This is a genomic window from Sphingobacterium sp. PCS056, assembly GCF_023273895.1.
GTDB lineage: Bacteria > Bacteroidota > Bacteroidia > Sphingobacteriales > Sphingobacteriaceae > Sphingobacterium.
In genome coordinates, this window is the sequence record NZ_CP096883.1 from 4597020 (window position 1) to 4623722 (window position 26703).

The following is a 26703-nucleotide window of genomic DNA, read 5'->3' on the forward strand; positions in this document are numbered from 1 at the left end:
CTAATTTTTATTTGAAGTGGAAAAAAAACGATGGCTTTAATGGCTATTGTTAGCCCTATGAGCGTTCAAAAAAGTGCTATATTAAAAGTTAAAAATAACTACAAACAGCTATTAAATCTGTAAAAAACACCATAAATACTTGATCTATTACGTTACTTTTATTACCTCTAAATGATAAGATGATACAGATAGCGATTTTTAGCGATATACACGGCAATCTACCAGCATTGAAAGCCGTATTAGAAGATATTGACGCAAGAAAAATTGGGTACATATATTGTCTCGGTGATCTGGTGGATTTTGCTCCCTGGGGTAATGAAGTAATCGAATGTATCCGAGCAGAAAAGATCCCATGTATCATGGGAAATCACGATGAACGTATTGCATTTGACTATCCGGTAATACCTTTGGAAAAGCATGATGAAAAAGAAACAGCTTGCCGCATACAAGCCATTAATCACTCTAAAAAGATCATAAATGAAGAAAACAAGCTATATTTAAGTCAGCTTCCATATTCAATGCAATTCGATTTTAAAGTAAAAACCAAAAATTGGCGTATCCAGTTGGTGCATGGTAGCTTAAAAAGCAATGAACAATACCTCTACGAATCAGAGCCAGACATCACTTTTAAACAGATATTCGACGAAACAAATGCTGACATATTGATTATGGGCCACACGCATATTTCTTATATCAAACCTATTGCTAACAAATGGGCCATGAACACCGGTTCGGTCGGCCGTTCAAAGGAAGAAATTAGAGATGCCACTTATCTCTTGTTGCAACTATTAGAAGATAAGATACAAGCTAAAATCATCCGTATCCCTTATGATATTTCAGCGGTAACGAATGCAATAAAAGGCAGTGGAATACCTGATTTTTATGCCGACTTTTTACGATCACCACAGATCAATACAACGATATAGCGCCATCCATTTATAGAAGAATGGGCGAGGTATCAAAATCTTAATCTTTAATTTCTGATAGTTCAAAGCGAACTTGCTGCAACGGATAATCTTGAGAGTCTGTTTTCACTTTACTGATTTTTAAAATCACATCCAAACCTTCGTAAATTTCTCCAAACACGGTGAAATCATGATCTAATCGAGGCTGCCCCCCAATTTTTAAATAAGTTGAACGCTGATCAGCTGTATACTTAATATTCTTTTTCAATTCCAAAGCATCAAGTTCACTTGCTGTTATCTTTTTACCAACTACAAAATAGATTTGATTCAGGAAAGATGCCTTTTCTGAATTACCATCTCTTCCTGCCCCCAAAGCTCCAACTTTGTGAAATGCGCTTTCGTTAAATTCTGGAACAAGACGTGGTTTTTGCTTTGTTGGATCTGCAGCCTCACGCTTTTCAATATCAATATCATGCTCTCCCCCCTGCACCACAAAATCCGAAATAATGCGATTGAACAAAGCATCTTTATAAACTTTTGCCTCAATAGATTTTAAGATAAGATCACGATGTTCGGGGGTATAATCATATAAAAGAACTTTAAAGTTTCCGTAATCCGTTTGAAATAATAAACGATGTGTTTGACTTTTTCCAACTAATACAACGAACAAACATAAAAGTAAGAGTATGAATTTTTTCATAAAATAAAATTTGAATGAAGGTAATTCATTTTTTAATAAATATAAAACAACACTCCAAATATTAAAGGCAACTTCATCAATCCTACTATTTAGATACCTTATTTGAAATCATCGTATCATTACAAAAGCCAAGAACTGCCACCTTCATTCACTTTTTATACCCGCATGAGATATTACCATTTATGACATCAAAATTTTAAGATAATTATGATTGAAAAAAGCATAATTATGCGTTAACTAAATAGTTGATAAACCGAAATAAGTTATCCATTTTTTTATGAAAAATATGTAAACAATAACTTTACATAAGATAATATAAAAATTTGAAAAACAAATTTATTGTATTTATAATTATGAAATTCGCAATGCTATTTTTAATTAAATTACGCTAACTTATATGACCCATGTATTTTTTATAAATCTTTTGCTCTCCAATATGAGAAATACTAAAAATAATAGCAATAAAAATAACGTTGCAATTATAGATACAGATATATGCAAAAACAACTTTAAATAACTGACAATGAATACATAAAAACATTAACACCCACATCAATACTCATTAGCCTTAGTATGATATAAATTAAAGTAGAGCTTTTAAGTTTGTGACAGGACTATTAAGGACACAAATCAGGCATATAGCTGGTTCATCTTTCAAAAAAAACATCTTCAACTAAATATTAGAATCAAATTTGATTCCGATATTCCAGAAGTATATTGTTGCAACAGATGGAATAAAATTTACATTATAAAACACTACAAACCAGATTTAAAGCATAAAATATATAAACCTTTAGTTTTATCATAAAATTTATCATTTAACTTATTTTTTTCAAAAACTGTAAATAATCATCCTTTCTAGTCTTGCATGGCTCATTAAAGAAACGATATAATTTAATGACCTAAGTATGCGGCCTATCACCTACAAAAGTCCAAGCTACATGTCACGTGATCTCAGCAATTCAACTCAACAATTTTAATGCCCTATGTAAGCTTATCTTTTCACTTCGAACACCAGGGTAAGCCTTTAGGTAAATAATACGATATATCGCCTTATATACACCTTAATTCAAAAAAGATAAATAGAAGAGTTGACTTAAGATATTATTAAGCTCACATTACGAATAACTTCTATTTTAGATTTTGATTTCAATTAACCTACATTGATGGACATTTCGAATGATAAAAAATTGTAAAATTAAACTGAAATATCCTTCAAAAAAATGTTCATGATCACTGAGCTCAAACTATCCAAAACATCGTAAATACAAATAAAATACTCAATTACAAACACATGCAATCAACATATAAACTAAAAGATGATATAAGACAACCATTAATCAATAACATTGAAAAATAAATCCTATCTGCCTACTGCTAACCTATGATATATTGAGGCAACAGCTACCTCTTCAAAAAATATGTGATAAACAATAATTATAAATTGTTCTCACTACCTAGATCCCTCCCCCCCTTCCTTGCTGACATCAAACATAAAAGATAGGACACAAAAAAAGACAAGACCTAATCTAGACCTTATCTTTGATGATGTGTTGAACCATGCCTACTATACCAATATCCGTCATCTTCTTAAAAACAGACGAGACTGTTTGTTTAAAGAGATATCACTTTCATTGATGATCTTTGTACGCTTTATCAGCAAGATGAGCTACAGTAACGAACGGCAACTTTTGAATGAGCAGAATCACCACCAAAAGGGGGATTCAATTTTTTAATAGATACATCGATTGTTTTCGCAAAAGAAAATTTTGCATGGATAGCTTTCAAAATTTCATGAGCCGCCGACTCCAAAAGTTTACGTTTAGGTTTCATCACCTGATGGATGATTTGATATAAGATCTCGTAATTAACAGTCTTATCTAAATTTTCATGATCATCGATTCCTGCATCAAAACTTACTACAGCATGTACCAAAAATTCATTTCCTAAGATCTGCTCTTCCTCGTAAAATCCTATGGGAGCAAATACACGAACATCTTCCAAAGAAACGGTTTGCAATATTTTCATACTACAAACCTATATTTTTATTCTGAATAATGCGAGATATGAACGCATTAAAAAAGCTTAAAGATTAATTATGATGGCAAGTAACCTTGTTGAGCATGCTCATTGAAAGATTTTATAGCAAAACCAGAGCACCGTGTGTCATCACTTATTCTAATGAACAGAAACCAATTCTACTTCAAATATTAATACTGCATTTCCACCAATTTCTTTTGAAACACTCAATTCACCATACCCTAGCGAAGCTGGAATAAACAACCGCCATTTACTACCTTCCTTCATCAATTGCAAGGCTTCGGTCCAACCAGCGATGACCTCGTTAACAGGAAACGAAGCAGGCTTTTTACGTTTCTCTGTAGAATCAAAGATAGTACCGTTGATGAGCCGGCCTTCGTAAAAGCATTTGACACTATTGGTCAATTTTGGGCTTTTACCTGTTCCTTCCACAATGATTTCATACTGCAAACCCGACGGTAAACTAATAACTGTATCCCGCAGCGCATTTTCCTTAAGAAACACTTCGCCCTCAATTAAATTTTTTTTAGCCTCTAAGCGTAACTTTTTCAAATATCCTGTTGCGTTAGCCATATATTTTTCTTTCAAAATTATAGAATTTGTTTTATACACAATAATATTTTAAAGCTATATAACACAGATTCATTCTTTATCATAATTTTACACTAGTTCAGATGATCTCCTCCCCCATTCCTATACCTTCTCCGTTCTTGAGCATTTATATCTAAACTCAAAAAAATAGCAAGTATCCGCTACTCATTTATCATCCAATCGAAAACAACAGAAACCGGCCAATGATCCGATAACGGTTCTCCCAATTTATCTACAAACTTTTCGCGTTCCACTTCATATTTTTTTGGCATCAAAGTGATCTGTTCATTGCTTCTAAACATGATTTTATCAATCGATTCGGATTCATTATCGATATCCATAATATCCATACATAAAAATAAAGGATCTATCGTAGGCATCACATCATCACGCTCGAGCATTATCCAGCTATCTTGCAAATGCGTCTTAACCATAAATTCTTCTAGATTGTCTTCTGAAAAAGCAAAATGGGAATTGAAATCTCCGGCGACTATGATAGCTTTTCCAACGGAATGTTTATTGATATAATTTGCCAACTGAAGATAATTTGCTCTTCTAGCTTTTGCAGCCCTAGGGTGATCCTGTGAATTGGCATGAATATTATAAAAATCAACCGCAACGCCCAAAGCAAGATGCATCGTACAATGACTAAAGCCCTTTGGAGTCAATCGATCAGAACCGGTCCTATTCTGCCATTCGACCCGCTTAAAATTGGTGATCGGATATTTAGACAAACTATCCAGTCCATCACCAAATATAGCTAATCCCATACTGATCGTACGATAAGGATGCAAATTACCGCTTTGGTACAAATAATAGTTATAATTAAAGTCCTCTTGAATATGGGCGACATCAAAATCATTCACGAGCGACCCAATATGTGCAATACTAGAAGACCGATCTGTTTTAGCAGATGAGATTACTTGAGGAAGTCCCGCGATATTATAGGTAATAACAGAAAAATTGCCCGATTTAGCATCGAGCAATTCATATTCTTTTTCTTCGATAAAAACACGGACTCTTCTTCTTGTCAAAGATTTCCATACTTCTAGTATGTATTGAAAAAACATAAGTGCTTATAACTAGTCTATTGATCTATGACAAATATAGAATGCTTATATTAAATTACAATAATCCTATAATTAAACTTCCATCAATCATTTATAACGCCGAATCAATCGCATCCCACAATTTAATTCTCTTTTCTAAGGCTAATTTAGAAACTTCTTCAACTTGCTTCCACTTCGAAGCATCATCACCACAGAGTTCCATAATCATCTTCATCGCCAGCGGCCCATGTTCATCACCATCCAACTCGATATGTCTCTCAAAGTAGTACAATAGTTTTTCTAAATTAGAGTCTGGAAAATTGAGCTGGATCTCTTTCAGTATCGATGAAAACATATCGGGAATCAAATCTTCGCGACCAAATGTGAATGCTGCAGCGATCTCATGTGCGCTACCATTTTCGATAACATCAAAAGTAAATGCCAAAAACTCTTTTATATTGGGGTGCAAAGCACTATCTTCGATCACCTGCAATACTGCGGAACCTGCATATACCTGTTCCAAAAATTGATTAATTTCATGGCTATCCCCTCCCAGCGCATGCAACGCATCCAGATACATCTCAAAGTGACTTAATCTTCTACCGTCGATATACTCATCCGATTCCTCAGCAACAACAATTTCATTAATTAAATATCTCGTGTTGGGAAATTTTGAAGGATACCATGGAGTAGTTGTACAGGTTAGTTTTTGTTGCAATGCCTTTAATAGCGACATAAAATCCCAAACTGCATAGATATGTCCCTGCATAAAAACCTGCAGATCTTCAATAGTTTTTATTTTAGAATAAAGAGGATGGACAAGGAGTTGATTTCTTTCGACCGCAATATAGGCATTAACGTTTTTAATGTGTTCCATTTCTAATGATTTGAACGCAAAAATAGGTTCTCAAAATGAGAACTCCTCAGTTTAAAAAAAAATTGACTTCCTATTTACATACGTTACTTAAAAATAGAAAAGCTTGAAGTGGGGAACCTCAAGCTTATCGTTAGCCATATATTAACCTATTTTATGAAAAGTATTTGTAATTAAAACGACCGCATTTTTGAATTATTGTGCTTCGTTATATTTTTTTTAAAAAAATTATTTTTTAAATCTCATTTTAAAAATAATTTATGCTCTTACAGATCCCTTTGCGAGCACATGCTTTTATTATATAACGTGATATGTGACCGTTTATTATTTGTTTAAAATAAATAATGCAATATGCAAGTTACTTTAAACTTCTCCCGTATATTTATTGTTATAGCATTGTCACATACATTAAAGCACCATCAATATGGCAGATTTCAATTTAGAAGATTTCGTAAACATTTTAAACAACAAAGAGGTTTTTCAATACTTAATCGATCAAAAGGTAATTAAGGAAAAAAAGTTTTTAGAAACATATGAATATGAAAAAGAATTACATGAGTTACAAATTGAGCTCACGTCAATTCAAAATAAAGTCATTAAAGAAAACAAACGTGTCCTGATTATTTTCGAAGGAAGGGATGCGGCAGGCAAAGGTGGTACTATAGAAAGGTTAGTTGAATATTTAAATCCTAAAAAACTACGTGTAGTGAGTCTACCCAAGCCTACAGCAGAAGAATCCACCCAATGGTATTTTCAACGTTACTTCAAGCAGCTGCCCAATGCCGGCGAGATCGTATTCTTCGACAGAAGCTGGTACAATCGAGCAGTAGTCGAGCCCGTTTTTGAATTTTGCACCCAAGAACAGCACAACCTGTTTTTAAAACAAGTCAATGAAGTCGAAGAGCTGTTGATACAAGACGGTATTATCTTAATCAAATTTTTCTTAACCATCTCTAAAGAAGAGCAAGCTAAAAGATTGGAGGAAAGAAAAACTGATGTCCTTAAACAATGGAAAATTGGACCGCTAGACCAACAAGCTCAGGAAAAATGGAATGATTACACCAGCTATATCAAAACATTATTTAAATCTACTGGAACAAAGCTGTCACCATGGATTGAAATTGAAACGGATAATAAGAAAAAAGCCCGTCTAGAAGCCTTTAAGATTATTATCAACCAAATCTCAGATCAAAAAGGAGAAAAATTAGAAGATTTTGTTAAAATCCACAACTAAGATCCGTTCATGGAAAAGAGCATTTTATTGCTGCTCTTTTCCACTAATTGACCCTTCCACACCGATTACTTTAATCACCTTATCACCTAATCCTGTTATATCAGACTTTAGTCCAACCATGACAGTCATAATATTGATGGGTGTTTCTTGAATTTTATTAAAAGAATGCAGATAGCCGATTTCCAAACCGAGGAAAAAACCATTGAAACGATAGTCAGCACCAACACCTAATTTACCAGAAAAAGAAAATTTCTTCTGGTTTTCAATTTTAGCAATATTATTCATCGCATCCACCTTTACCCTAGGTTCGGTCAGCAAACCCACGCCGGGACCTGCATAAGCATAAGCATTCAATTTTTTCAGTTGCTTACGAATGCCTCCTGCCAATGAAAAAGTGTAAAAATTAGCATTTGCATCCTCGATCTTAAAAGGATATTGATTATCCTGAATTTTTTGATCATAATCAAAAGACAATGTATATAAAGCAGGATAAAGATAATATTTAGGATTTTTTAAAGAAATGTCCAATCCTAAACTACCAGAGAATTTTGGTGATAAAACCTCTTTAGTCTTACCCAACGGAAAGCCCATACCTGTCCCTCCAAAATAGTAAACCTTACGATAATGTAAAGTATCGACACCAGATTGAGCAAAAACAGAGCAACACAAAAACAGACAAAAAATAGTCGTTAAAATTCTCTTCATAAAAAATGAATCTATTATTGCAAAACAATAATAGCATCGAAAAGTTTTGTACAAGCTTAAATATATTAAAAATAATTTTTTGATTGCGGACCCTGGCTAAACAATAAATCCACAATACTTAAGTCTGGATAAAAGCCATTCTTCTCTTCAAAAACCTGATAATAAGGTTTAGGATTTAATAGAAGGCTTTCTTTCTTAGGATGAATACGATCTCTAAAATCCAACGCATCGGGCACTGCTCTAAAATACTCATCTGTAAAAGACAATTCACGTTTCAATTTTAATGACTTTAATAAAAGTTCTAATTGAGCAATATTGAAATCAAATAAAAAGTCAAACTTTTTCGTATAAAATTGAGCAAAATCATCCTCGTAATATTCAAAATAGGCAGAATTTCGATAGGCCGCCTGCAGACTTAACCAATGCAACCTTTGCCAATCAAATTCATAAGAAATTCGTTTTTCAGACATTGGAGAACGTTCTCTTTTACTATGCTGAATAGGTACAATCAATTCCTGTATACCATTCGCAGTCGCAATACGTGCTCTTGATCGATAGGTTTGTTTTTGGAAATTATCGAACTTCTCAATCAAAATAGGCAACGCATTTTGTTGAATACAATGAAAATAAGAAACTGGGGGTAAGTAGCAAGTCGTTAATAATAAATGAGTTGACATAAAAATCGTTGAATTTTACTTTATCTAGGGCAAAAATAACTTAAATTAGGGATATTTGCAGTTAAGATTTACAATAGTTACAAAGTATACATGAAACAAAAAGCACTATCAGCACTTTTATATCTCTTCGCTTTGCTGCCGTTTTGGTTCATCTATCTTTTATCTGATATTTTATACTATATCTTATATTATATTATTCAATATCGTAAAGATGTCGTATTTGAAAACCTTAAAAACTCTTTTCCAGAAAAAAGTAAAAGTGAAATCGTCACGATAGCCAAGAAATTTTACCGTTTTTTTCCAGATCTGCTTTTAGAATGTCTAAAATTTAAGACCATCAGCCGTGCAGAAGTTAACCGGAGAATTACACTTGAAGATGAACACGAATTAAAAAGACATCTCGAACAAAATAAAACAGTCATCGCCGTTACCGCCCATTATTGCAATTGGGAATATGGAATCCATCGCTTAGGTGCTATCACAGAAGCACCCACCCTCATCGTATACAAACCACTCAATAATAAAATCATTGATCAGGTCTACAATGAAGTTCGTGCTCGATTTGGAGCTATTATGGTACCCATGAAACAAATCGTGAGACATTTGGTTAAACTAAGAGGTCAGCCAAGTGTGAGTGTTTTTGTTGCAGATCAAGCCCCATTATATTCGGACGCTGATTATTTTTTGCAATTCCTAAATCAAGAAACTCTTGTCTACACGGGTGTCGAGCGCATTTCTAAAATGACTAATGGACCTGTTGTATTTTGCCATATTGGAAGAAAAGAAAAAAGAGGATATTATTTTTGTAAATTCACAACATTAATTGAAGATCCATCTTCATATTCAGATAAGGAAATTACTCATATTCACAATGCTTTTACGGAAAAAATAATCCGCAAAGAACCCGAGTATTGGCTTTGGACCCACAGAAGATGGAAAAGAAAACGTAGAAAATGAAAAATTACCCTAAAGTAGCTGTAGTTATTTTAAATTGGAACGGGAGATTTTTCTTAGAAAAATTTTTACCTTCCGTATATAACAGCAGTTATCCAAATATTGAATTTATAATCGGAGACAATGCATCTACAGATGACTCATTATCATTTGTTCGTGCTTCATACCCAAAAATTACCATACTAGAAAACACCGAAAACTATGGTTTTGCAGGTGGATATAACCACATTCTATCACGTGTTGACGCAGATTATTTTGTTCTGCTCAATTCTGATGTAGAGGTGACCACAAATTGGATCGAACCTGTTATTGACATGTTGGAACGAGATGACAAGTTGGTTGCGGCACAACCTAAAATACTTGCCTTCCATAATAAAGCAAAATTTGAACATGCAGGAGCTGCAGGAGGATATCTCGATCGTTTTGGATTCCCTTTTTGCTGCGGTCGTATCATGGATAAGGTAGAATATGATTTGGGTCAATATGATGAAGCCAAAGAAATATTCTGGGCATCAGGAGCGGCTTTATTCATAAAGAGCCATGCCTGGAAAGAAGCAAAGGGACTAGATGAAGATTTTTTTGCGCATATGGAAGAAATAGATCTGTGCTGGCGCTTGAAAAAAATGGGGTATCGTATCGGATATTGCCCAGAATCAACAGTTTACCACGTCGGTGGCGGAACCTTAAATGCGAGCAACCCTCAAAAAACGTATTTAAATTTCAGAAATAATCTATATATGCTCCAAAAAAACCTACCTATCGGTCAGGTATTTACAACCATATTTATAAGAATCTGGTTTGATTTTATTGCATTATTAAAATTTCTTTTTGACAGAAAGTTTAAAGATGCTTGGGCAGTGAGCCGGGCTCATCAATCTTTCTTCCTTAATTTTTTCAAAAACGCTAAAAAAAGAAACAACCATACCGGAATAGAAAATAAGACCGGTCAATATAAAAAATCAATAATCACTGATTATTATTTAGATAAGAAGCAAAAATTTTCAGACTTAGATCAAGATTGCTTTTTTTAAACGTCTTTATTTACAGCAAATAAAAACGCATAAAAATGCAGCTCTTATTCATAGCTGCATTTTTTATTAATTTCTATTCGCAAATTGATTAAACGTACTTTTTATTTGTAAATTCGCAACATGTCATCCATGGATATTGAACAAAAAATAACTGCACTAACGCAGGAGCTCAACCACTATAACTATCAGTATTATGTGTTGGCACAAAGCCTGATTTCAGATTATGATTTCGATCAAAAATTAAAGGAGCTTCAAACATTAGAATTACAATACCCTGAATTTGCTGATCCCAACTCACCTACGCAACGAGTAGGTGGAGATGTAACTTCTAAATTTGAAACAGTCAGACATCGTTGGCCGATGCTGTCACTAGGTAATACCTATAACCAAGATGATCTTCGTGATTTTGATCAAAGAGTACGCAAGATAATAGGTGACAACTTTGAATACATCTGTGAGTTAAAATTTGATGGCCTATCTATAAGCCTTACTTATCAACAAGGTAAACTTGTTAAAGCTGTAACTCGTGGAGATGGTACACAAGGAGACTTAGTGACCAACAACATCAAAACAATTAGAAGTATCCCTATCCACTTAAAAAAAGGTCACTATCCCGAAGAGTTCGAAATCAGGGGTGAAATCTTTATGCATAAAAATGCCTTTTTAAGATTAAATGCCGAAAGAGAAGAAAACGAAGAACAAACCTATGCCAATCCGCGTAATTTTGCTGCAGGAACAATTAAATTACAAGACTCAGCAGAAGTAGCTAGAAGACCTTTAGACTGTTTCTTATACTTTTTGTACTGTGACAATAGAAACAAGCTATTTCACAACCATTGGGAAAGCCTTCAAGCTGTAAAAGAATGGGGATTTCACGTTTGTGAACATACACTAAAATGTCAATCGTTAGATGATGTTTTTGGTTTTATTGATTATTGGGATGAAAAAAGACACGATCTAAGTTATGAAATCGATGGTATTGTAATTAAGGTAAATGACTATGGCGCACAAGAAGAATTAGGTTTTACCGCTAAAAATCCACGTTGGGCAATTTCATATAAATTCAAAGCAGAGCGTGTAGAAACACAGTTGACATCCATCAGTTACCAAGTCGGACGTACTGGAGCAGTTACTCCCGTTGCCAATTTAAAACCTGTAAGTTTAGCTGGTACCACAGTTAAAAGAGCTTCTTTGCATAATGCCAATGAAATCGCAAGACTTGATCTCCATGAGGGCGATACTGTTTTTGTCGAAAAAGGAGGTGAAATTATCCCCAAGATCATTGCGGCAAATGAAGACAAAAGACTTCCAAATGCTCCAGCGTATGTTTATCCAACACATTGTCCAGAATGTCACACAGAACTCATCCGCCAAGAAGGCGAAGCTGTTCATTATTGCCCCAATGAAGATGGATGCCCCCCTCAGATTATTGGAAAAATGCAACATTTTATCGGTCGCAAAATGATGGATATAGAAGGACTTGGTGATGAAACAATAGAAACGTTTTATAAAAAAGGAATTCTCAAAAATGTTGTTGATATCTATGGGCTAAAAGACCATGTAGATCAATTACAGCAATTAGATCGTTTCGGACAGAAGTCCATTGACAATATGCTGAAAGGGATCGAGAAATCCAAAGAGAAACCATTTGAAAAATTACTTTTTGCATTAGGGATTCGACACGTCGGAGAAACAATAGCTAAAAAATTAGCACAACATTTCAAGACCATCGATGCCATTAAAGCAGCCTCAGTTGAAGAAATCGCGATGGTGCAAGATATAGGGATCCGAATTGCAGCAAGTATACATGAATACTTACACATCCCAGCGCATGAAGAGTTAATCGCAAAACTAAAATCTTATGGTTTACAGTTTGAAATTGAAGAGAAAGAAGTAATTTTGGATAGTGAAACTTTGGTCGGCCAAACATTTCTCATATCTGGCGTATTTATAAATCACACGAGAGAACAACTCACCGAGCTTATTGAAAGCAATGGTGGCAAAATGGTATCGAGCATTTCAGCAAAATTAAGTTATCTCGTAGCAGGCGACAAAATGGGTCCCTCAAAATTAGCAAAAGCAGAAAAACTAAATATTAAGATGATCAATGAAGATGAATTATTAGCTTTGATCAACAATACAACAAGTATATAAATTAAATATTAATCTTTACAAACAATACAATGAACGAGCTTCATGGAGCTGGTGTAGCATTAGTTACACCTTTCAACGCAGATGGAACAGTTGATTTTGATTCTTTAGCACAGCTAATTGATTATCAGATCGACTCAGGTATGAATTATTTAGTCTCTTTAGGTACTACTGGCGAAGTAGCCACTCTTACCAAAGAAGAACGAAAGCGTATCTGGGATTTCACTGTCAAACAGGTGAATGCGCGCGTGCCATTGGTTGCGGGTATTGGTGGAAATAATACAGCTGAAATAGTAGAGCAGATCAAAAACTTTGATCCAGCTGGATTTTGTGCTATTTTATCAGTTTCTCCTTATTATAACAAACCCGTACAAGAAGGGATCTATCAGCACTACAAAGCGATAGCTGAGGCATCTCCTCTACCCATCATCTTATATAATGTACCAGGACGTACAGGAAGCAATATGACTCCAGCGACAACAATACGTCTGGCAAAAGATTTTAAAAATATAGTAGCAACAAAAGAAGCTTCTGGCAATTTTGCTCAATTTAACGAGATCTTGAGAGACAAGCCTGAAGACTTCTTATTAATATCTGGTGACGATCCTGCCACCTTGCCAATGATGGCTTTAGGAGCGGTAGGTATTATTTCCGTTGTTGGAAATGCTTATCCTGCGCAAGTATCAAAATTAGCAGCTTTATGTACAGCTGGCAACTATGCAGAAGCAAGAGCGATTCACAATTCCCTTTTGGAAATAACAGATTTATGTTTTGTAGAAGGAAATCCTTGTGGAGTTAAATATATTTTACAAGAAATAGGCATCGGTCAAGATCACGTACGTTTACCTTTAATACCAGTATCTGCCAATACGCAAGCTGCTATACAGGTAGAAATGCAAAAATTGAAATAAAATAGAAAAGTAATCATTGTATATTTAAAATCTATTAATTATCTTTGCACTTCCGTAAGTACGGAGAAAAAAATTAATAAACATAATTATTTAACAAAATGCAACAGTACGAATCTGTAATCGTTCTTACCCCGTTGCTTTCTGAAGATGCTGCGAAAGAAGTAATCGCAAAATTCAAAAACATCTTAGCAGAAGGCGGAGCCGAAATTGTCGCTGAAGACAATTGGGGTTTGAAAAAATTAGCGTATCCAATCCAGAAAAAAACAACTGGGTTTTATCACTTAACTGAATTCAAGGCTCCAGGAGAATTAATCAATAAATTAGAGGTTGAATACAAACGTGATGAGCGTATTATGCGTTTCTTAACTATTGCTTTAGACAAACATGCTAAAGCGTATAGCGAGAAAAAACGTAGCGGTGCATTCAACAAAAAAGCGGAAACTAAAACTGAGGAGGGATCAAACTAATGGCTAACGAAAATATCCAATACGTAACTGCCCCTAAAGTAGAGGACAATCGTAAAAAATATTGCCGTTTCAAAAAGAATGGTATCAAATACATCGATTATAAAGATGCTAATTTCTTGATGAAATTCGTAAATGATCAAGGTAAAATCTTACCTCGTCGTTTAACTGGTACATCGTTGAAATTCCAACGTAAAGTAGCTCAAGCTGTAAAACGTGCTCGTCACATCGGTTTGTTGCCTTACTTAGCTGATTCATTAAAATAAGGAGGACTAGAGAACATGGAAGTTATTTTAAAACAAGATATCAAAGGCTTAGGTGAGCAAAATGATGTCGTAAATGTAAAGCCAGGTTACGGTCGTAATTATTTAATCCCACAAGGATTTGCTATTCAAGCGACTGTATCAGCAAAGAAAGTTTTAGCTGAAAACATTAAACAAGCTCAGTTCAAACAAGATAAAATTAAAAAAGACGCTACTGAATTAGCTGCTAAATTGGAAACTATCAAGTTATCAATCGGTGCTAAAGCTGGTGAAACTGGTAAAATCTTTGGTAAAGTAAACAGCATTCAAATTGCTGATGCTTTAAAAGCTAAAGGTTTTGATGTTGACCGTCGTCGTATTACTTTCGAAGTAGAACCTAAAGAAATTGGTGAATACTTGGCAAACTTAAACTTACACAAAGAAGTGAAAGTTCAAGTTCCTTTCGAAGTAGTTGCTGAATAATAGATATTCGGTATAACATATACAAAAGGAGATAATTTCGATTATCTCCTTTTTTTATGACATCATATGCACACGGGCATATAGAAGGATATGATATGAAAGAGGGTAAATCAAGACTAGTTGATTTACCCTCTTTCTTAATTATCTACAACTGCATGTCCCTATTTTATATATCCATACCATTCAATACATACAATTTCACCTATTTCAGTCTCAGATCGATTGACTTATACGCAGTGTGCATCGATATCCCATTATTTTCATATAACCTATCCAACCACGACCATGTATTGACATGCTATCACTTATTTCCAATATCTACCATAACCGATTTCTTGCAGAAATTCAAACAGCATGATAATATCGTGTTAAAATCCTAGATGTTATCCCTAAAACAGCGATGAGATCATGTCATTACAATTTTAACATAATTCCTGCTGCACCGCCACCAAACAATTTAGAGTTGTTTTTATCCCCACCCCAAATCTTCCATAATGATTTACCAGCCTGCGTTACCGGACTGTCTTCTTTGCTAAGGTAATTAAAACTAGGTGCTACAAATAAAGATAAGTTTTTACTTAAACGTAGCTCTGGAATCATTCTAAAACTAGAATGACTATTGGACAAAAGCTTAAAATTATGAGTAAGCTGATTACGATTTGAAATTTCAGCACGCAACATAAATTTATTGCCATGTAAAAGAACTGCACCAATACCCGCTTCAAAACCATATTTCGCAATATGATCGTCAGCTAAAGCTACATTTACTCCCAAGACACTATATAATATACGCCCTCCTGATCTAAACTGTACTGCCAGATATTCATCTTGATCGATAGATAAGGAAAGACTCTTATCTCCATTTTTGATGAAGTTTAATAAGCCAATTGGATAATCACTACTATCTGCCATATTGACCACAGCAGCCAATTGGATTCCTTTGACTTTTTTTGCACGATTGGCAATCCCTGCAACTTGATTCGTGACCACACCTTTGCTGTAATTAAATCCGGCAGTCAACTGTGTTGCGCCAGCACCTTCTTTGATCAGATTACCAATTCCACCTATCTGTACTCCTTTCACTGTATCCGCTTTATTCACCCCTCCTGCTAGTTGGACTCCTTGAACGTCACCAAACACTTGATTAGATAATCCAGCGATCTGCACCCCTTTTACTCGGCCTCCGACCACATTAAAACCTCCCGCCACCTGCAATCCCTCCATGTCGTATTGATTGAGATTGAAAACCCCACCTATCTCCATTCCCTTTACGCCAGCAGTTGATCCTCCAAGTATATTCATCGAAAATTTATTGACAATCTGCGAACGAATAAAACCATGTGAACTTAATCCGGGTGTCATCGAAATCTGATAAGGACTATATAGGAAGAGCCCCCCGAGATTCATATTTTGAATACTTTGCGCAGGAGATAAAAATACTCTTCCAAAAAAAGATTGATAAAGCCCCTTGTGCTCTTCATATCCTGAAAAGTAACCATATCGACGCTTTTTATGATCGACCTTTGCATCGATCGGAAAAATAACCATCACACTTGTATCACGAAACATTTCTTTACTCACGTTGACAGCGATCAAACTACTTTTTTTCTTAATATCCAGTTCAAAATAACCATTGTGATCTGTTAAAGTAGAAAGTAGAGCATCTCGGTCAAAAATACTTGCATCAGAGATAGGCCTATTTGTTCTGATATTTTTGATATAACCCATGATCACTACTTTATTTTTGTCGTGAGTCTGTACTTCAAAATCTACAGACATGCGCTGTGGGGTATATTGTACGATAATATGTTTCCCCAATTCTTTAAAACTATATTCCTTCCCTAAAATATAATCGAGATAACCAAATAAATTACCCTGATATGCCGCAAGATGAAGTGTACTATCCATCTGGAGGATATTGCTATTAAACGAGAATAAGGTTCCTTGTTTTTCTTGTAAGACCTGAAAAACCTGACCAACTGTGGTGCTTGGAAAAGCAGGCATTTGGATATCAGCAGCAAGTTGCTGCTGCCCGTATCCTTTAAAAAAACTAAATAAAACCAAGAGTAATGAAAGGTGTTTAAATCTTGTAAAAGAAAGTAGGGTATAAATATGATGGATAAGTTTTATCAAAAACATGATTATCTAGTTATATGAATAATGGAATCTTTAATAATGACTTTACTTTTAAAAGTATCTGCAATAACCTTCAAAATATCATTTAAAGTATTTTGTTTAAAAGTCGCCGTCAATAAAAGTTTTTTATCCGCTGCAACATCAATGACTATTTTTTGCTCATAAGCTTTACTTAATAACTCCACCACACGTTCCAAGCTTGTATTTTCAAATATAAACTCGCGATCTACATAATATTTATAAAATTGATCTGGCACCTGTTTAACAGAAACTGTAGTTGTGTCGTTGTCTTTCACAGTAATCATTTCTTTAGGATGTAGATATATTTCATGATTGTTGTAAGAAACTTTCACCAAGCCCGTCGCTACAATAACCTCAGTGGCATCTACATGACGACGCACATTAAAACTAGTCCCCAATACCGTAATCTTACTTTTACCAGAAGCGATCACAAAAGGATGTGCCCGATCTTTCAATACTTGAAAAAACACCTCACCTTGCTCTAATTTGACACTACGTGCTGCATTCATCCACGTACTAGAATATGCGAGTTTCGAATTTTTATTAAGTGTGACTGTCGATCCATCGGGCAATGTATTTTTAAGTACTGATGTGGTACTATAGAGATTTTGCTCTTGTCTATTACTTTTATCAAAGTAATAAAATCCCAAAGAACACATCAACAGGACTGCCGCTGCCGCCCACCAATTCCATCCAATGTCGACCGTTTTCCTGTCCCGAGTATCATTCCGATCAGCAGATCTATTGGCTCTAGCAGCTCTAAACTTTGCCCAAGCTTGATCCACATCTACTTCTGGAGCTTCAAGCGCTTGAGGTAGGCTATCCCACATTTGTTTCATTTTTAAATATTCAGCATGATTGCGGCTATCTTGTCCCAACCACTGTTGAATAATCTTATTTTCTTCTTCATTGGTTTCTCCAATGATGTATTTTTCTAACAATTCCTTATTCATATAATATAGATGATATAGAAAACAATCACAGTTAAATAATCTATCAATTCAATACGTAAATGTCGAAGAGCTTTGCTCATATGGCCTTCAACTGTTTTTATGGAAAGATCCAGTGTATCGGCAATATCTTTATATTTCATTTCCTGAAAACGACTCAGCTCAAATACAATACGGCTCTTTTCTGGAAGTCCAGCTAATGCTAACTGCAGCTTTTGATCAAGATCTTTTGCACTTTGATCTACAGCTGGCACGACATCCTGTCGGCTCAGTTGATAAGATTGGTAAGTCAACTTTCTTTGTTCCTTTTTTAGCAAATTCATACTTTCATTATAAACCGCACGATATAAATAGGCTTTTATTGAAGTATGCACCTCCTGTTCCCACTCTTTTTCCCATAAACGCAAAAAAACTTGCTGGACAATTTCTTCAGCACTTTCACTATCCCTCACGTATCGAAATGCCGAACGGTGCAATTCCTGATAATACGTACGAAACAGTTGCTCAAATTTTTTTTCTTTATTTTCTGACATGGATTTTATTTTCCGCACTCATTAAACGATCTACTGTATTATATAGGACAATCAAAACGACCTATACCCTTACCTGAATTTCATTTTTTTCTACCCGATCAAATTTAAAACATATTACACCATAATATTTTAAAATTTATCAAGGGTATGTCCATACTTGGTTGTCATAAAAGAAAGACGAATAATTAATCGACACAAATACAAACAATTTAGAAAAATGAAAACAACATTAAAAACTGCCCTTTTGGGATTGACATTATTAGGATTAGGTACAGTAGCAAATGCGCAGGAAGTGACCTATGGAATTCAAGTTGGAAGTAATTATCATATGACATCATTTGGTAATCATTCCATTAAAGATAATAATGGAAAAGTTGGTTTTTCAGTAGCTGGATTTGCACGCATTGGAAATCAATTATTCTTTCAACCAGGTGTTGGAGCCAGCTTATTACGCAAAAACTATACATTAGATAAGAGTGAGAAGACATTAAAATTTTATCAAATAAATTTACCACTTCAGGTGGGATATAAATTAATCGATCAGGAAGATTTCAACCTTCGGGCGATGTTAGGTCCTCAATTAAATTATGATCTCAAAACGGTTAAATCTACAGGCACCACGGATTACAAGAAATTTTCTTTCGATGGAAGAGTAGGATTAGGTATCGACATTAGTCGATTGACAGTGGACGCTTATTACACCCACGGATTGAGCAGTGTTGATAAAACACTAGATGCCAAAAACAGGACAGTAGGAATTATGGTCGGCTACAAATTCTAATCTTTTGCATGGATATACCACGGGCTTCATTCAAAAAAGTAGTGCTCGTGGTATCTCTAAATATGGACATCTTAAGATCGTTTAAACTCAAAAGCAATAAGACAACTAAACTATTGGATTAATTTCCTCTTCGGACGGTACCTCAACTTTTCTGGCGAGCTCATTTACTTTTATCAAAATAGACTCTACGATTACATCCGCATTTTCGATCCAATCTAAAGTCCAAATACGGAAAATATTCCATCCTAAGCTCTCCAGCATCTTGGGCAATACCAGTTCTCGATCATTCGTAGTTTCAGCATCAAAATAATTGGTTCCATCTAAAAGAATCGATAAAATATAACGGTTTGGAAATTCTGGATGAACAATACCTAGGTCAACTTTAAAATCTGATGTTCCTATATTCTCATTAACCACCAATCCTTCAGCTCGTAATCTACTTGCCACGTTATGACTTAAATTTATGTGGTTATCTTCAGCTTTTATCAGACTTGCATCAAGTGGCAAATGTCCCTTTTCTGCAAAGGCTAAGAAGTTTTTCAGACCGGCGACCCCTTCCGAAGCTGTACGGTTTAAATTAATCTGGTCTGATCGAAGCGTTGCAAACACTTTCATTTCCTCACGAGCTCTTGTTACAGCGACATTAAGTCTCCTCCATCCACCCTCACGATTTAAAGGTCCAAAATTCATACTGAGCTGACCTTTATCATCCGGTCCATAACCAATAGAAAACAAGATCACATCACGCTCATCTCCCTGCACATTTTCCAAATTCTTGATGAAGATCGGTTCATCTCTTTCTACTGCCCATGATTCCAGCTGCGCATCCTTTCGATATAACTCATTGAGTTTATCTTCGATTAAACTCTGTTGCACCTGACTAAAAGTGACGATACCGATACTTTGTTTACGTGTCCTTTCATTTCGAAGTCGTTTTGCGATATCATCCACGATAGCCTGTGCTTCAAATTTATTTTGACGACTTTTACCCTTATCATAATACCCTTCTACATACTGATAAGTAACTCGGCTATTTAAATCATCTGCCGATGGGAATGTTAATAGTTTATTGTCATAATAATGTGCGTTGCTAAAAGCAATTAAACTCTCATGCTTACTCCGATAATGACGCAACAGATACTTCGATGGAAAAGATAAAGAAAGGCAATCATCCAAAATACTTTCCAAATCCTCAATTTCTATATTTTCCTCATCGACTTTATTGCTCATAAAAAATGATGTCGGCGGCATCTGTTTTGGATCTCCCACGATCACGGCATGTTTGGCACGTGCAAGAGAACTTACAGCTTCACAAGTCGGCAATTGCGAGGCCTCATCAAAAATTAATAAATCAAATTGCTCCGGATTTACTTCAAAATACTGCGCAACGGATATTGGACTCATCAACATACAAGGAGCCAATCGAGGTAAAAGAGTAGGCATCTGATCAAATAATCTTCTGATACTTAATCCCCTTCCCTTATTTTTGATAGCACGCTGTAGCACGGCTATTTCAGAACCTTGAGCAGCCTCCTGTACCGCATTTGGCAAGTCCTTGTTTAGCCGTAACAACAATTCCTTTTTTGTCAATTCAGTGAAGCTTTCAGCAATTTGTTTATACTTCGAAATTTTATCCTCAAATAATCGAACATTGAACATATTTAATGCTTCATGAGAAGCGATTACTTGATCCGCCAGATTATAGTGAATGATATAATCAAAATGCTCAACCAAATGTTCTTGCTGGATATCATCATTTTCATAACAAGCTACCAACCATCCTAAGTCTAGTCCTATCGCCCTTTCCTTGGTTTTAGAATAGTTAGTCCAATTTTTAATGGTATCAATATGTGTGACTATGCCGGTCATTTTTTTCCTTATTTCAGTCAACCAATCGATTTCAATAGGATAAGATCGGACATCCAATTGGGTTTCATTTTGAAATTGGTGGATATGACCAAGTAAGGTCTGCCATGCTGCTAAAACATGGCGTAGATCTTGTTTGGGTACCAATTGCTTGATATCGGTTTTCGAATGCGCTATCCATTGCGAGAGAACTTCTTCCAAAGGAGAAGTTAATAAGGGCCCCAACAATTCGTTTAATGCTTGTAAGCCTTCGACTTGTTTTCGGATATCACTCAAATCTGTTTCCTCTTCTAAATAAGAATTGGATAATGCTTGACGGACGAAATCATATTCTCTTGATTTGACAACTTCATTAATTTGTTGGTAAGCATTGACTTCGTTAAAAAATTGATCTAATGCAGCATCTTCATTTAAAAGCTTACTGCTGTAAGTAGATAATCCTTTTTTCACTTGTCTCTTTTTTAACCACTTTGGAAAAAACCAAGTTTGTTTTGCTGCATTCCAGATTGATTCTAAAGCCGTTAGATTCGCATCCAACACACTTTTATGGGCCTTACTTAATAAAATACGCCGTTTAATTTGAAAATTTTCAAAATCAAGCATCCATTTCTGTAGCTTTTCTTGCTGTGGCTGATTAAGGATCAGCCGCCAAAGCGACAAACCCGTTTCTGGCAACTGTGCTAATGAATTTACAAATTGATTAAACTGATTCAAGTCTGACCACGAAAATACTTGGATCGGGATACCAAGAGTTTCAATGACACGCCGCATTACGAGCTCATATTCTTCACAGCTTTGTTTCAATTGAAGAGATGAAGATGCTACCTGTTGTTGAATTGCCGGCGAATAATTAGTAAGCGCAATTCCCTTAAATGGATTATGACTAGGCTTGGTTATGATCTGTGACACAGAATATAAGTCGATAACCAAATCTTTCCATGATCGCCACTTTTCATTAGTTAGGGTATCAAAAATTGTTTTTGGCAAATCAATTTTACCAAAATTATAGGATTCTAATGTTGTAATTGCAATAATACTATCATACAAAGTCCAACCGATGGTCTGTTGTGCATGCAGTTGTTCGATATATACTTGAAGTTCTCTTTTCGCATTTATCAAATGATTAGCCTCTTCATTAAAATCAAAATTACCCAATATCTTCGGCAGATCTAGGGTTTCAGCAAGCTGCGCAAGGACATCTGATTTCTTGGCTTTGTTAGAGTGAAGCTCCAAACAGAAATTTGATAACCCGATAGTCGCCAGTCGTTTATATACAACATCCAAAGCAGCTTTTTTTGCCGCTACAAAAAGTACCTTTTTTCCCTGAAATAGGGCATTAGCAATGATGTTGGTAATGGTCTGCGACTTTCCTGTACCTGGAGGTCCATGTAGCACAAAACTTTTATTTTCACTTGAAGCATATATCGCTGCTAATTGCGAAACATCTGTTGCAATAGGTAATGCTAAAGCCGCGGGATGAATATTATCAAAATCTAATGTATTTTCTTCATTATTGACATTAATCCGCAATTGACCATCGATCAGACTCTGCACAATTGTACTTTGTGCAATCTGCTCAGATTGATGTGCAATATCATTCCAAAGAATCAATTTATTAAACGAGAAATTACCTAAAACCACTTGATCAGCAATATCCCAACCTCTTAATCCCATAATCGCTCTGCGTATGTGTGCGATTACCTGCGTGACATCAATACCTTTGTTGTCTCTCGGAAGTTCTTCCAGATCACTTAAATCAAGTTCATATTCTTGCCTGAGAAATTCCAACAATGTGATATTAATCATCGCCTCTTCTTCCCGGCTACGAAGTATAAATTTGCTATTGATAGAGCGACGGGTCAACTCTACAGGAATCAAGATAATTGGTGCAGACCTGACTTGACTAGGAGTCTTCTTATCCCTCCACTTCAAGAGCCCAATAGCCAAATAAAGTGTACTCGATCCATTTTCCTCAATAGATAATTTGGCGTTTCGATAGATATGGGTGAGGATAGTATCCAAATCCTCACTGTGGTAGTAAGAGATCAAACGATTATGGGCCAATTCCTCCTGAGCTAGCTGATATGCAGGAGATGAAGCATGCAGTGTTTCATTCAAGATACTATACTGTTTTAACAGCGGAGCATTTGCACTTGCGCTAATCGAAAAGCTCTTCCCTTCCACTAACAGATCTTCCAGATCATGAATATTAACATCCATGATCTGTAACATATTTTTTGTCATGCGCAGATTCAGTAAATTGTTGCGCAACGACAGATCCAATAGTTTCCTTTCCCAGATTTTTTGTTTACTGATGGATTTATTCCCGTTTAATTCTTTTTCAGCGTAGATCTTACCAATCTCAATCTTTTCATCTTTTAAAGCAGCATTTCTTACGATTAGATCAGAAAGTTCGCTCATGCTAGCGTCCAACTTGAGAGGGAGAGGTTTAATACCACTAGCTCGGGCTCTTTTGATATCAATAGATAAAACAAAATCATCCTTTTCGACAAGGTTTGCTTCAGCGAGATCAATCGCTTCATTGAAACTGATATCGGTACCTTTACAAACACTGGTCGACTCGATAACGACTATTTCACTTATTCCTTTAGCAAAACGTTTGGTTATAGCCGTTTTATCTTCATTGATAATTTCGGAAAATTTATCATTATGAAGCCAACAACCCACAAAAGCATGTCCTTTCGTTACAATTATAATGGGATTTAGATCTATAGCCTCCAGACAAGCAGCGTACAATAAACTGATATCAATACAATTACCGAAACGCTTACTGGCAATCACATCAAGTAAACGCAAACGTTGCCCCCGTTCCTCATAACTTGGAGGCAGAGCACTGTACACGATCTGTTCAGACTGTATTGCTTTATATATCGCACGCATCATTTCCAGTATGCGCACAGGATCTTCATATTGGTATCCTTCAAATTTAACGGGCAGATTTTGCTCTTCTAGATAGGTTATTGCTTTATTCTTTATATTATAAATATAAGAATGGTTGGGTGTTACATAAGAAGCTAATAGTTCAGGAAGTGCATTAAAACCTCCAAAGAACGACATAGGATGCAATTCTATTTCGACCCTTTCCTCCGTCAATAAATTTTCATCTTGATAAATCCGAATATAATATAAACTGCGTTCAATCTCACTTAATTGAATAAAATAAGCAGGTTTAATCATGATCTTATCTGTCGGTATTTTAACCGATAAACCCACAGGTAAATATGCGAGTTGGTAGGAATAACGCTCCATCCAGGGTTCATCTGTATCAATATCAATACGAATTTTCTCTAAAATTTGATCGCTTTCAGAAGAAATCATCAGGTTGCTTAAAAAAGTAATCTGATTTTGATACATGGAAAGATTCAGGAAATTTGCTGTCTCTTTTTCTATATGAATCTGTTTAATATTTTCCATTCGCAATTTTAACTTATTAACTAAGATAAAAAAGATAAACAATAGTTCAAATATCTTCTATCTTAAATAATTATCATATCAGATTATTGTGCGATAAACACAGGTATTTTTACGGTATGTCTCAATTTATTTACAGTTTCACCAAAAACAAAATCTTTCACACCTGTATGTCCATGACTGCCAACGATTAACAAGTCAGCATGATATTTTTCGCAGATCTTCGCAATTGAAGCAACCCGATTATTATACCCCAGTTCCCAATCCACTTGATAATTTCGGTCTAAAAAAAAGTGAGCATATTTTTTTAGCCGGTCCAAATCTTGTCTAGATTCAAAATCATCGGTACTTTCTCCCGTATATTTTACCCCTGCGCTTTCAACAATGTGCACTAAAATAAAATGAGAATCCGGATTTGCGACTGAAAGTGCATATTTCACGGTTTTAGTATCTGAGGTAGAATAATCCAAAGCTAGAACAATTTTATTAAATACGTCCGGTTCTTCAAATTTCAAATCCTCAAAAGGAGGATGCACATCAAATTCAATGGGTTTATTTTTGTGGAGAATAGGATATAGCAGTGTCATAAAGAGTAAGACCACCATGCCCACCGCACCAAGGATCAATACACTCGTCAACCACAGCGAGTCATACTTGACAATCCATCCCGTAATCTCTTCATATACCAATTTTATATTAAGTATCGCAATAATAGCGGCAATCAGCCAAGCTAATACCTGTACATAAGGTTTAATCGCAAAACTGCCCATTTTTTCCTTATCGCTCACGAAGTGAATTAAGGGGATAACAGCAAATGCTAACTGCATGCTCAATATGACCTGACTAAAAATAAGTAAGGATCCAACCTGAGATTCTCCTGCGATTAAAATAACCAATACTGCAGGAATAATGGCCAACAAGCGTGTAATAATTCTTCTTAATGTGGGGCTAATGCGCAATCTTAGATATCCTTCCATTACAATTTGCCCCGCTAAGGTACCTGTAACAGTTGAGCTCTGCCCTGCAAGTATCAGGGCAATAGCAAATAACTTCGGTGCCAGATCCGTTCCCAATGTTTTTCCCAATAAATGATAAGCGTCCTCTAAGTCTGCAACATGGTGCATTCCGTTTTTATGGAAAGCCGCTGATGCGAGAATGAGGATTGCGGCATTTACCAAGAATGCTAAATTTAAAGCGATAGCGCTATCGAAAAGGTTATATTTAATGGCTTTCTTGATAGAATGGTCATCTCGTTCTATTTTTCGCGTTTGAACTAGGGCAGAATGTAAGTACAAATTGTGAGGCATGACAGTTGCACCTATAATCCCTATTGCGATATACAATGCTGCGCTATTGGGCAAACTGGGTATAAAACCTGTCACCACTTCACTAAAATCAGGCTGCACCAAAAACATTTCTACCATAAAGCACATACCGATCATCGTAATGAGCCCTATAATAAAAAGTTCCATTTTACGCATACCCAGCTTCTGCAAATACATGATGAGAAATGTATCAGCAAAGCTGATCAACACCCCCCAAAGAATATCAATTCCGAAAAGAAGATTAAGACCTATTGCCATACCCAGCACTTCAGCAAGATCACATGCAGCGATCGCAATTTCGGCTAAGATATAGAGCACAAAATTCATGCGTTTTGGATAGGTCTCCCGGTTGCACTGTGCAAGATCCTTACGTCGTACAATACCTAATCGTGTACACAAACTCTGCAATAGCAAAGCCATGATATTACTCATCAATAACACCCACAGTAAGGCATAACCAAATTGACTTCCACCAGCCAGATCAGTAGCCCAATTACCGGGATCCATATATCCTACGCTAATCAGATAAGCAGGTCCAAAAAAACTGAGTACTTTCTTAATCTTTGACTTACCCTTAATAATTTCAACACTTTCGTGTACGTCAGAAAGAGATTTTTCATGTTGGTAAGGATCTTTACTCATGTAGCA

22 protein-coding genes are annotated in these 26703 nt (G+C 35.5%); 10 read left to right on the forward strand and 12 right to left on the reverse strand.

Going from position 1 to position 26703, the window contains the following annotated elements; genetic code table 11:
• Positions 1 to 179: 179 nt before the first annotated feature.
• Positions 180 to 926 carry a metallophosphoesterase family protein gene (locus MUB18_RS19295; RefSeq protein ID WP_045752224.1) on the forward strand — a complete coding sequence of 249 codons (747 nt, stop codon included), beginning with the start codon at positions 180 to 182 and terminating at the stop codon, positions 924 to 926.
• Between the two features lie 40 nt (positions 927 to 966).
• On the opposite strand, the gene MUB18_RS19300 is transcribed toward MUB18_RS19295, so the two are convergent.
• The 5 genes from MUB18_RS19300 to MUB18_RS19320 form a co-directional block, all read right to left on the reverse strand.
• A complete protein-coding gene (locus tag MUB18_RS19300) occupies positions 967 to 1605 on the reverse strand; it encodes a peptidylprolyl isomerase (RefSeq protein WP_248754279.1) in 639 nt (212 codons plus the stop codon).
• 1656 nt (positions 1606 to 3261) lie between these two features.
• A complete protein-coding gene (gene folB / locus MUB18_RS19305; protein WP_248754280.1) occupies positions 3262 to 3633 on the reverse strand; it encodes a dihydroneopterin aldolase in 372 nt (123 codons plus the stop codon).
• 150 nt (positions 3634 to 3783) lie between these two features.
• Complete coding sequence (locus MUB18_RS19310; RefSeq protein ID WP_248754281.1) at positions 3784 to 4218, reverse strand: FKBP-type peptidyl-prolyl cis-trans isomerase; 435 nt, start codon at positions 4216 to 4218, stop codon at positions 3784 to 3786.
• A 179-nt stretch (positions 4219 to 4397) separates the two neighbouring features.
• A complete protein-coding gene (locus MUB18_RS19315; RefSeq protein ID WP_248754282.1) occupies positions 4398 to 5306 on the reverse strand; it encodes an endonuclease/exonuclease/phosphatase family protein in 909 nt (302 codons plus the stop codon).
• Positions 5307 to 5397: 91 nt separating this feature from the next.
• Positions 5398 to 6162, reverse strand: a complete 765-nt coding sequence (locus tag MUB18_RS19320) for a DUF3050 domain-containing protein (RefSeq protein WP_248754283.1) — start codon at positions 6160 to 6162, stop codon at positions 5398 to 5400.
• Positions 6163 to 6583: 421 nt separating this feature from the next.
• Here MUB18_RS19320 and ppk2 point away from each other — a divergent pair, with 421 nt between their 5' ends.
• On the forward strand, positions 6584 to 7393 hold the full coding sequence (gene ppk2 / locus MUB18_RS19325; protein ID WP_094773551.1) for a polyphosphate kinase 2: 810 nt from the start codon (positions 6584 to 6586) through the stop codon (positions 7391 to 7393).
• Between the two features lie 24 nt (positions 7394 to 7417).
• Here ppk2 and MUB18_RS19330 read toward each other — a convergent pair whose 3' ends face one another.
• Positions 7418 to 8098: an outer membrane beta-barrel protein gene (locus tag MUB18_RS19330; RefSeq protein ID WP_045756176.1), complete on the reverse strand. Its 681-nt coding sequence runs from the start codon at positions 8096 to 8098 to the stop codon at positions 7418 to 7420.
• Between the two features lie 65 nt (positions 8099 to 8163).
• A complete protein-coding gene (locus MUB18_RS19335) occupies positions 8164 to 8775 on the reverse strand; it encodes a WbqC family protein (RefSeq protein WP_045756175.1) in 612 nt (203 codons plus the stop codon).
• A gap of 90 nt (positions 8776 to 8865) precedes the next feature.
• On the opposite strand from MUB18_RS19335, the gene MUB18_RS19340 reads away from it, so the two are divergent.
• From MUB18_RS19340 to rplI, 7 genes are all read left to right on the forward strand, one after another.
• Complete coding sequence (locus MUB18_RS19340) at positions 8866 to 9732, forward strand: lysophospholipid acyltransferase family protein (RefSeq protein ID WP_094773550.1); 867 nt, start codon at positions 8866 to 8868, stop codon at positions 9730 to 9732.
• On the forward strand, positions 9729 to 10760 hold the full coding sequence (locus MUB18_RS19345) for a glycosyltransferase family 2 protein (protein ID WP_045756173.1): 1032 nt from the start codon (positions 9729 to 9731) through the stop codon (positions 10758 to 10760). Before MUB18_RS19340 ends, MUB18_RS19345 begins: the two co-directional genes overlap by 4 nt.
• A gap of 120 nt (positions 10761 to 10880) precedes the next feature.
• Positions 10881 to 12914: an NAD-dependent DNA ligase LigA gene (ligA, locus tag MUB18_RS19350; protein ID WP_094773549.1), complete on the forward strand. Its 2034-nt coding sequence runs from the start codon at positions 10881 to 10883 to the stop codon at positions 12912 to 12914.
• 29 nt (positions 12915 to 12943) lie between these two features.
• Entirely contained in the window at positions 12944 to 13822 is an 879-nt protein-coding gene (gene dapA / locus MUB18_RS19355) for a 4-hydroxy-tetrahydrodipicolinate synthase (protein WP_248754284.1), read from the forward strand.
• Between the two features lie 98 nt (positions 13823 to 13920).
• Complete coding sequence (rpsF, locus tag MUB18_RS19360) at positions 13921 to 14289, forward strand: 30S ribosomal protein S6 (protein WP_045754298.1); 369 nt, start codon at positions 13921 to 13923, stop codon at positions 14287 to 14289.
• A complete protein-coding gene (gene rpsR / locus MUB18_RS19365; protein WP_021191490.1) occupies positions 14289 to 14552 on the forward strand; it encodes a 30S ribosomal protein S18 in 264 nt (87 codons plus the stop codon). The genes rpsF and rpsR overlap by 1 nt, the downstream gene beginning before the upstream one ends.
• 15 nt (positions 14553 to 14567) lie before the next feature.
• Positions 14568 to 15011, forward strand: coding sequence for a 50S ribosomal protein L9 (gene rplI / locus MUB18_RS19370; protein ID WP_045754297.1), 444 nt, complete (start codon positions 14568 to 14570; stop codon positions 15009 to 15011).
• Positions 15012 to 15425: 414 nt separating this feature from the next.
• Here rplI and MUB18_RS19375 read toward each other — a convergent pair whose 3' ends face one another.
• Genes MUB18_RS19375 through MUB18_RS19385 form a run of 3 tightly spaced genes read right to left on the reverse strand, consistent with a single transcriptional unit; the run spans position 15426 to position 18651 of the window.
• The gene (locus tag MUB18_RS19375) at positions 15426 to 17150 is read right to left on the reverse strand and encodes a hypothetical protein (protein WP_248754285.1); all 1725 of its coding nucleotides are present in this window, start codon (positions 17148 to 17150) and stop codon (positions 15426 to 15428) included.
• Between the two features lie 2 nt (positions 17151 to 17152).
• Positions 17153 to 18121 carry a FecR domain-containing protein gene (locus MUB18_RS19380; protein ID WP_094773548.1) on the reverse strand — a complete coding sequence of 323 codons (969 nt, stop codon included), beginning with the start codon at positions 18119 to 18121 and terminating at the stop codon, positions 17153 to 17155.
• Positions 18118 to 18651 (reverse strand): RNA polymerase sigma-70 factor, encoded by a 534-nt coding sequence (locus MUB18_RS19385; protein ID WP_045754294.1) that lies wholly within the window; start codon positions 18649 to 18651, stop codon positions 18118 to 18120. Before MUB18_RS19385 ends, MUB18_RS19380 begins: the two co-directional genes overlap by 4 nt.
• A gap of 217 nt (positions 18652 to 18868) precedes the next feature.
• On the opposite strand from MUB18_RS19385, the gene MUB18_RS19390 reads away from it, so the two are divergent.
• The gene (locus tag MUB18_RS19390; RefSeq protein ID WP_248754286.1) at positions 18869 to 19432 is read left to right on the forward strand and encodes a porin family protein; all 564 of its coding nucleotides are present in this window, start codon (positions 18869 to 18871) and stop codon (positions 19430 to 19432) included.
• Between the two features lie 105 nt (positions 19433 to 19537).
• Here the strand turns inward: MUB18_RS19390 and MUB18_RS19395 are convergent, their stop codons facing one another.
• Both MUB18_RS19395 and MUB18_RS19400 read right to left on the reverse strand, forming a co-directional pair.
• On the reverse strand, positions 19538 to 24733 hold the full coding sequence (locus tag MUB18_RS19395) for a DUF4011 domain-containing protein (RefSeq protein WP_248754287.1): 5196 nt from the start codon (positions 24731 to 24733) through the stop codon (positions 19538 to 19540).
• A gap of 83 nt (positions 24734 to 24816) precedes the next feature.
• Positions 24817 to 26697, reverse strand: a complete 1881-nt coding sequence (locus MUB18_RS19400; RefSeq protein WP_248754288.1) for an Nramp family divalent metal transporter — start codon at positions 26695 to 26697, stop codon at positions 24817 to 24819.
• Positions 26698 to 26703 lie beyond the last annotated feature (6 nt).

What these genes read in the sequence shown, in the direction of transcription:
- MUB18_RS19295 (WP_045752224.1), top strand. Translation starts at nt 180, where the DNA reads ATGATACAGATAGCGATTTTTAGCGATATACACGGCAATCTACCAGCA.
- MUB18_RS19300 (WP_248754279.1), bottom strand. Translation starts at nt 1,605, where the DNA reads ATGAAAAAATTCATACTCTTACTTTTATGTTTGTTCGTTGTATTAGTT.
- folB (WP_248754280.1), bottom strand. Translation starts at nt 3,633, where the DNA reads ATGAAAATATTGCAAACCGTTTCTTTGGAAGATGTTCGTGTATTTGCT.
- MUB18_RS19310 (WP_248754281.1), bottom strand. Translation starts at nt 4,218, where the DNA reads ATGGCTAACGCAACAGGATATTTGAAAAAGTTACGCTTAGAGGCTAAA.
- MUB18_RS19315 (WP_248754282.1), bottom strand. Translation starts at nt 5,306, where the DNA reads ATGTTTTTTCAATACATACTAGAAGTATGGAAATCTTTGACAAGAAGA.
- MUB18_RS19320 (WP_248754283.1), bottom strand. Translation starts at nt 6,162, where the DNA reads ATGGAACACATTAAAAACGTTAATGCCTATATTGCGGTCGAAAGAAAT.
- ppk2 (WP_094773551.1), top strand. Translation starts at nt 6,584, where the DNA reads ATGGCAGATTTCAATTTAGAAGATTTCGTAAACATTTTAAACAACAAA.
- MUB18_RS19330 (WP_045756176.1), bottom strand. Translation starts at nt 8,098, where the DNA reads ATGAAGAGAATTTTAACGACTATTTTTTGTCTGTTTTTGTGTTGCTCT.
- MUB18_RS19335 (WP_045756175.1), bottom strand. Translation starts at nt 8,775, where the DNA reads ATGTCAACTCATTTATTATTAACGACTTGCTACTTACCCCCAGTTTCT.
- MUB18_RS19340 (WP_094773550.1), top strand. Translation starts at nt 8,866, where the DNA reads ATGAAACAAAAAGCACTATCAGCACTTTTATATCTCTTCGCTTTGCTG.
- MUB18_RS19345 (WP_045756173.1), top strand. Translation starts at nt 9,729, where the DNA reads ATGAAAAATTACCCTAAAGTAGCTGTAGTTATTTTAAATTGGAACGGG.
- ligA (WP_094773549.1), top strand. Translation starts at nt 10,881, where the DNA reads ATGTCATCCATGGATATTGAACAAAAAATAACTGCACTAACGCAGGAG.
- dapA (WP_248754284.1), top strand. Translation starts at nt 12,944, where the DNA reads ATGAACGAGCTTCATGGAGCTGGTGTAGCATTAGTTACACCTTTCAAC.
- rpsF (WP_045754298.1), top strand. Translation starts at nt 13,921, where the DNA reads ATGCAACAGTACGAATCTGTAATCGTTCTTACCCCGTTGCTTTCTGAA.
- rpsR (WP_021191490.1), top strand. Translation starts at nt 14,289, where the DNA reads ATGGCTAACGAAAATATCCAATACGTAACTGCCCCTAAAGTAGAGGAC.
- rplI (WP_045754297.1), top strand. Translation starts at nt 14,568, where the DNA reads ATGGAAGTTATTTTAAAACAAGATATCAAAGGCTTAGGTGAGCAAAAT.
- MUB18_RS19375 (WP_248754285.1), bottom strand. Translation starts at nt 17,150, where the DNA reads ATGTTTTTGATAAAACTTATCCATCATATTTATACCCTACTTTCTTTT.
- MUB18_RS19380 (WP_094773548.1), bottom strand. Translation starts at nt 18,121, where the DNA reads ATGAATAAGGAATTGTTAGAAAAATACATCATTGGAGAAACCAATGAA.
- MUB18_RS19385 (WP_045754294.1), bottom strand. Translation starts at nt 18,651, where the DNA reads ATGTCAGAAAATAAAGAAAAAAAATTTGAGCAACTGTTTCGTACGTAT.
- MUB18_RS19390 (WP_248754286.1), top strand. Translation starts at nt 18,869, where the DNA reads ATGAAAACAACATTAAAAACTGCCCTTTTGGGATTGACATTATTAGGA.
- MUB18_RS19395 (WP_248754287.1), bottom strand. Translation starts at nt 24,733, where the DNA reads ATGGAAAATATTAAACAGATTCATATAGAAAAAGAGACAGCAAATTTC.
- MUB18_RS19400 (WP_248754288.1), bottom strand. Translation starts at nt 26,697, where the DNA reads ATGAGTAAAGATCCTTACCAACATGAAAAATCTCTTTCTGACGTACAC.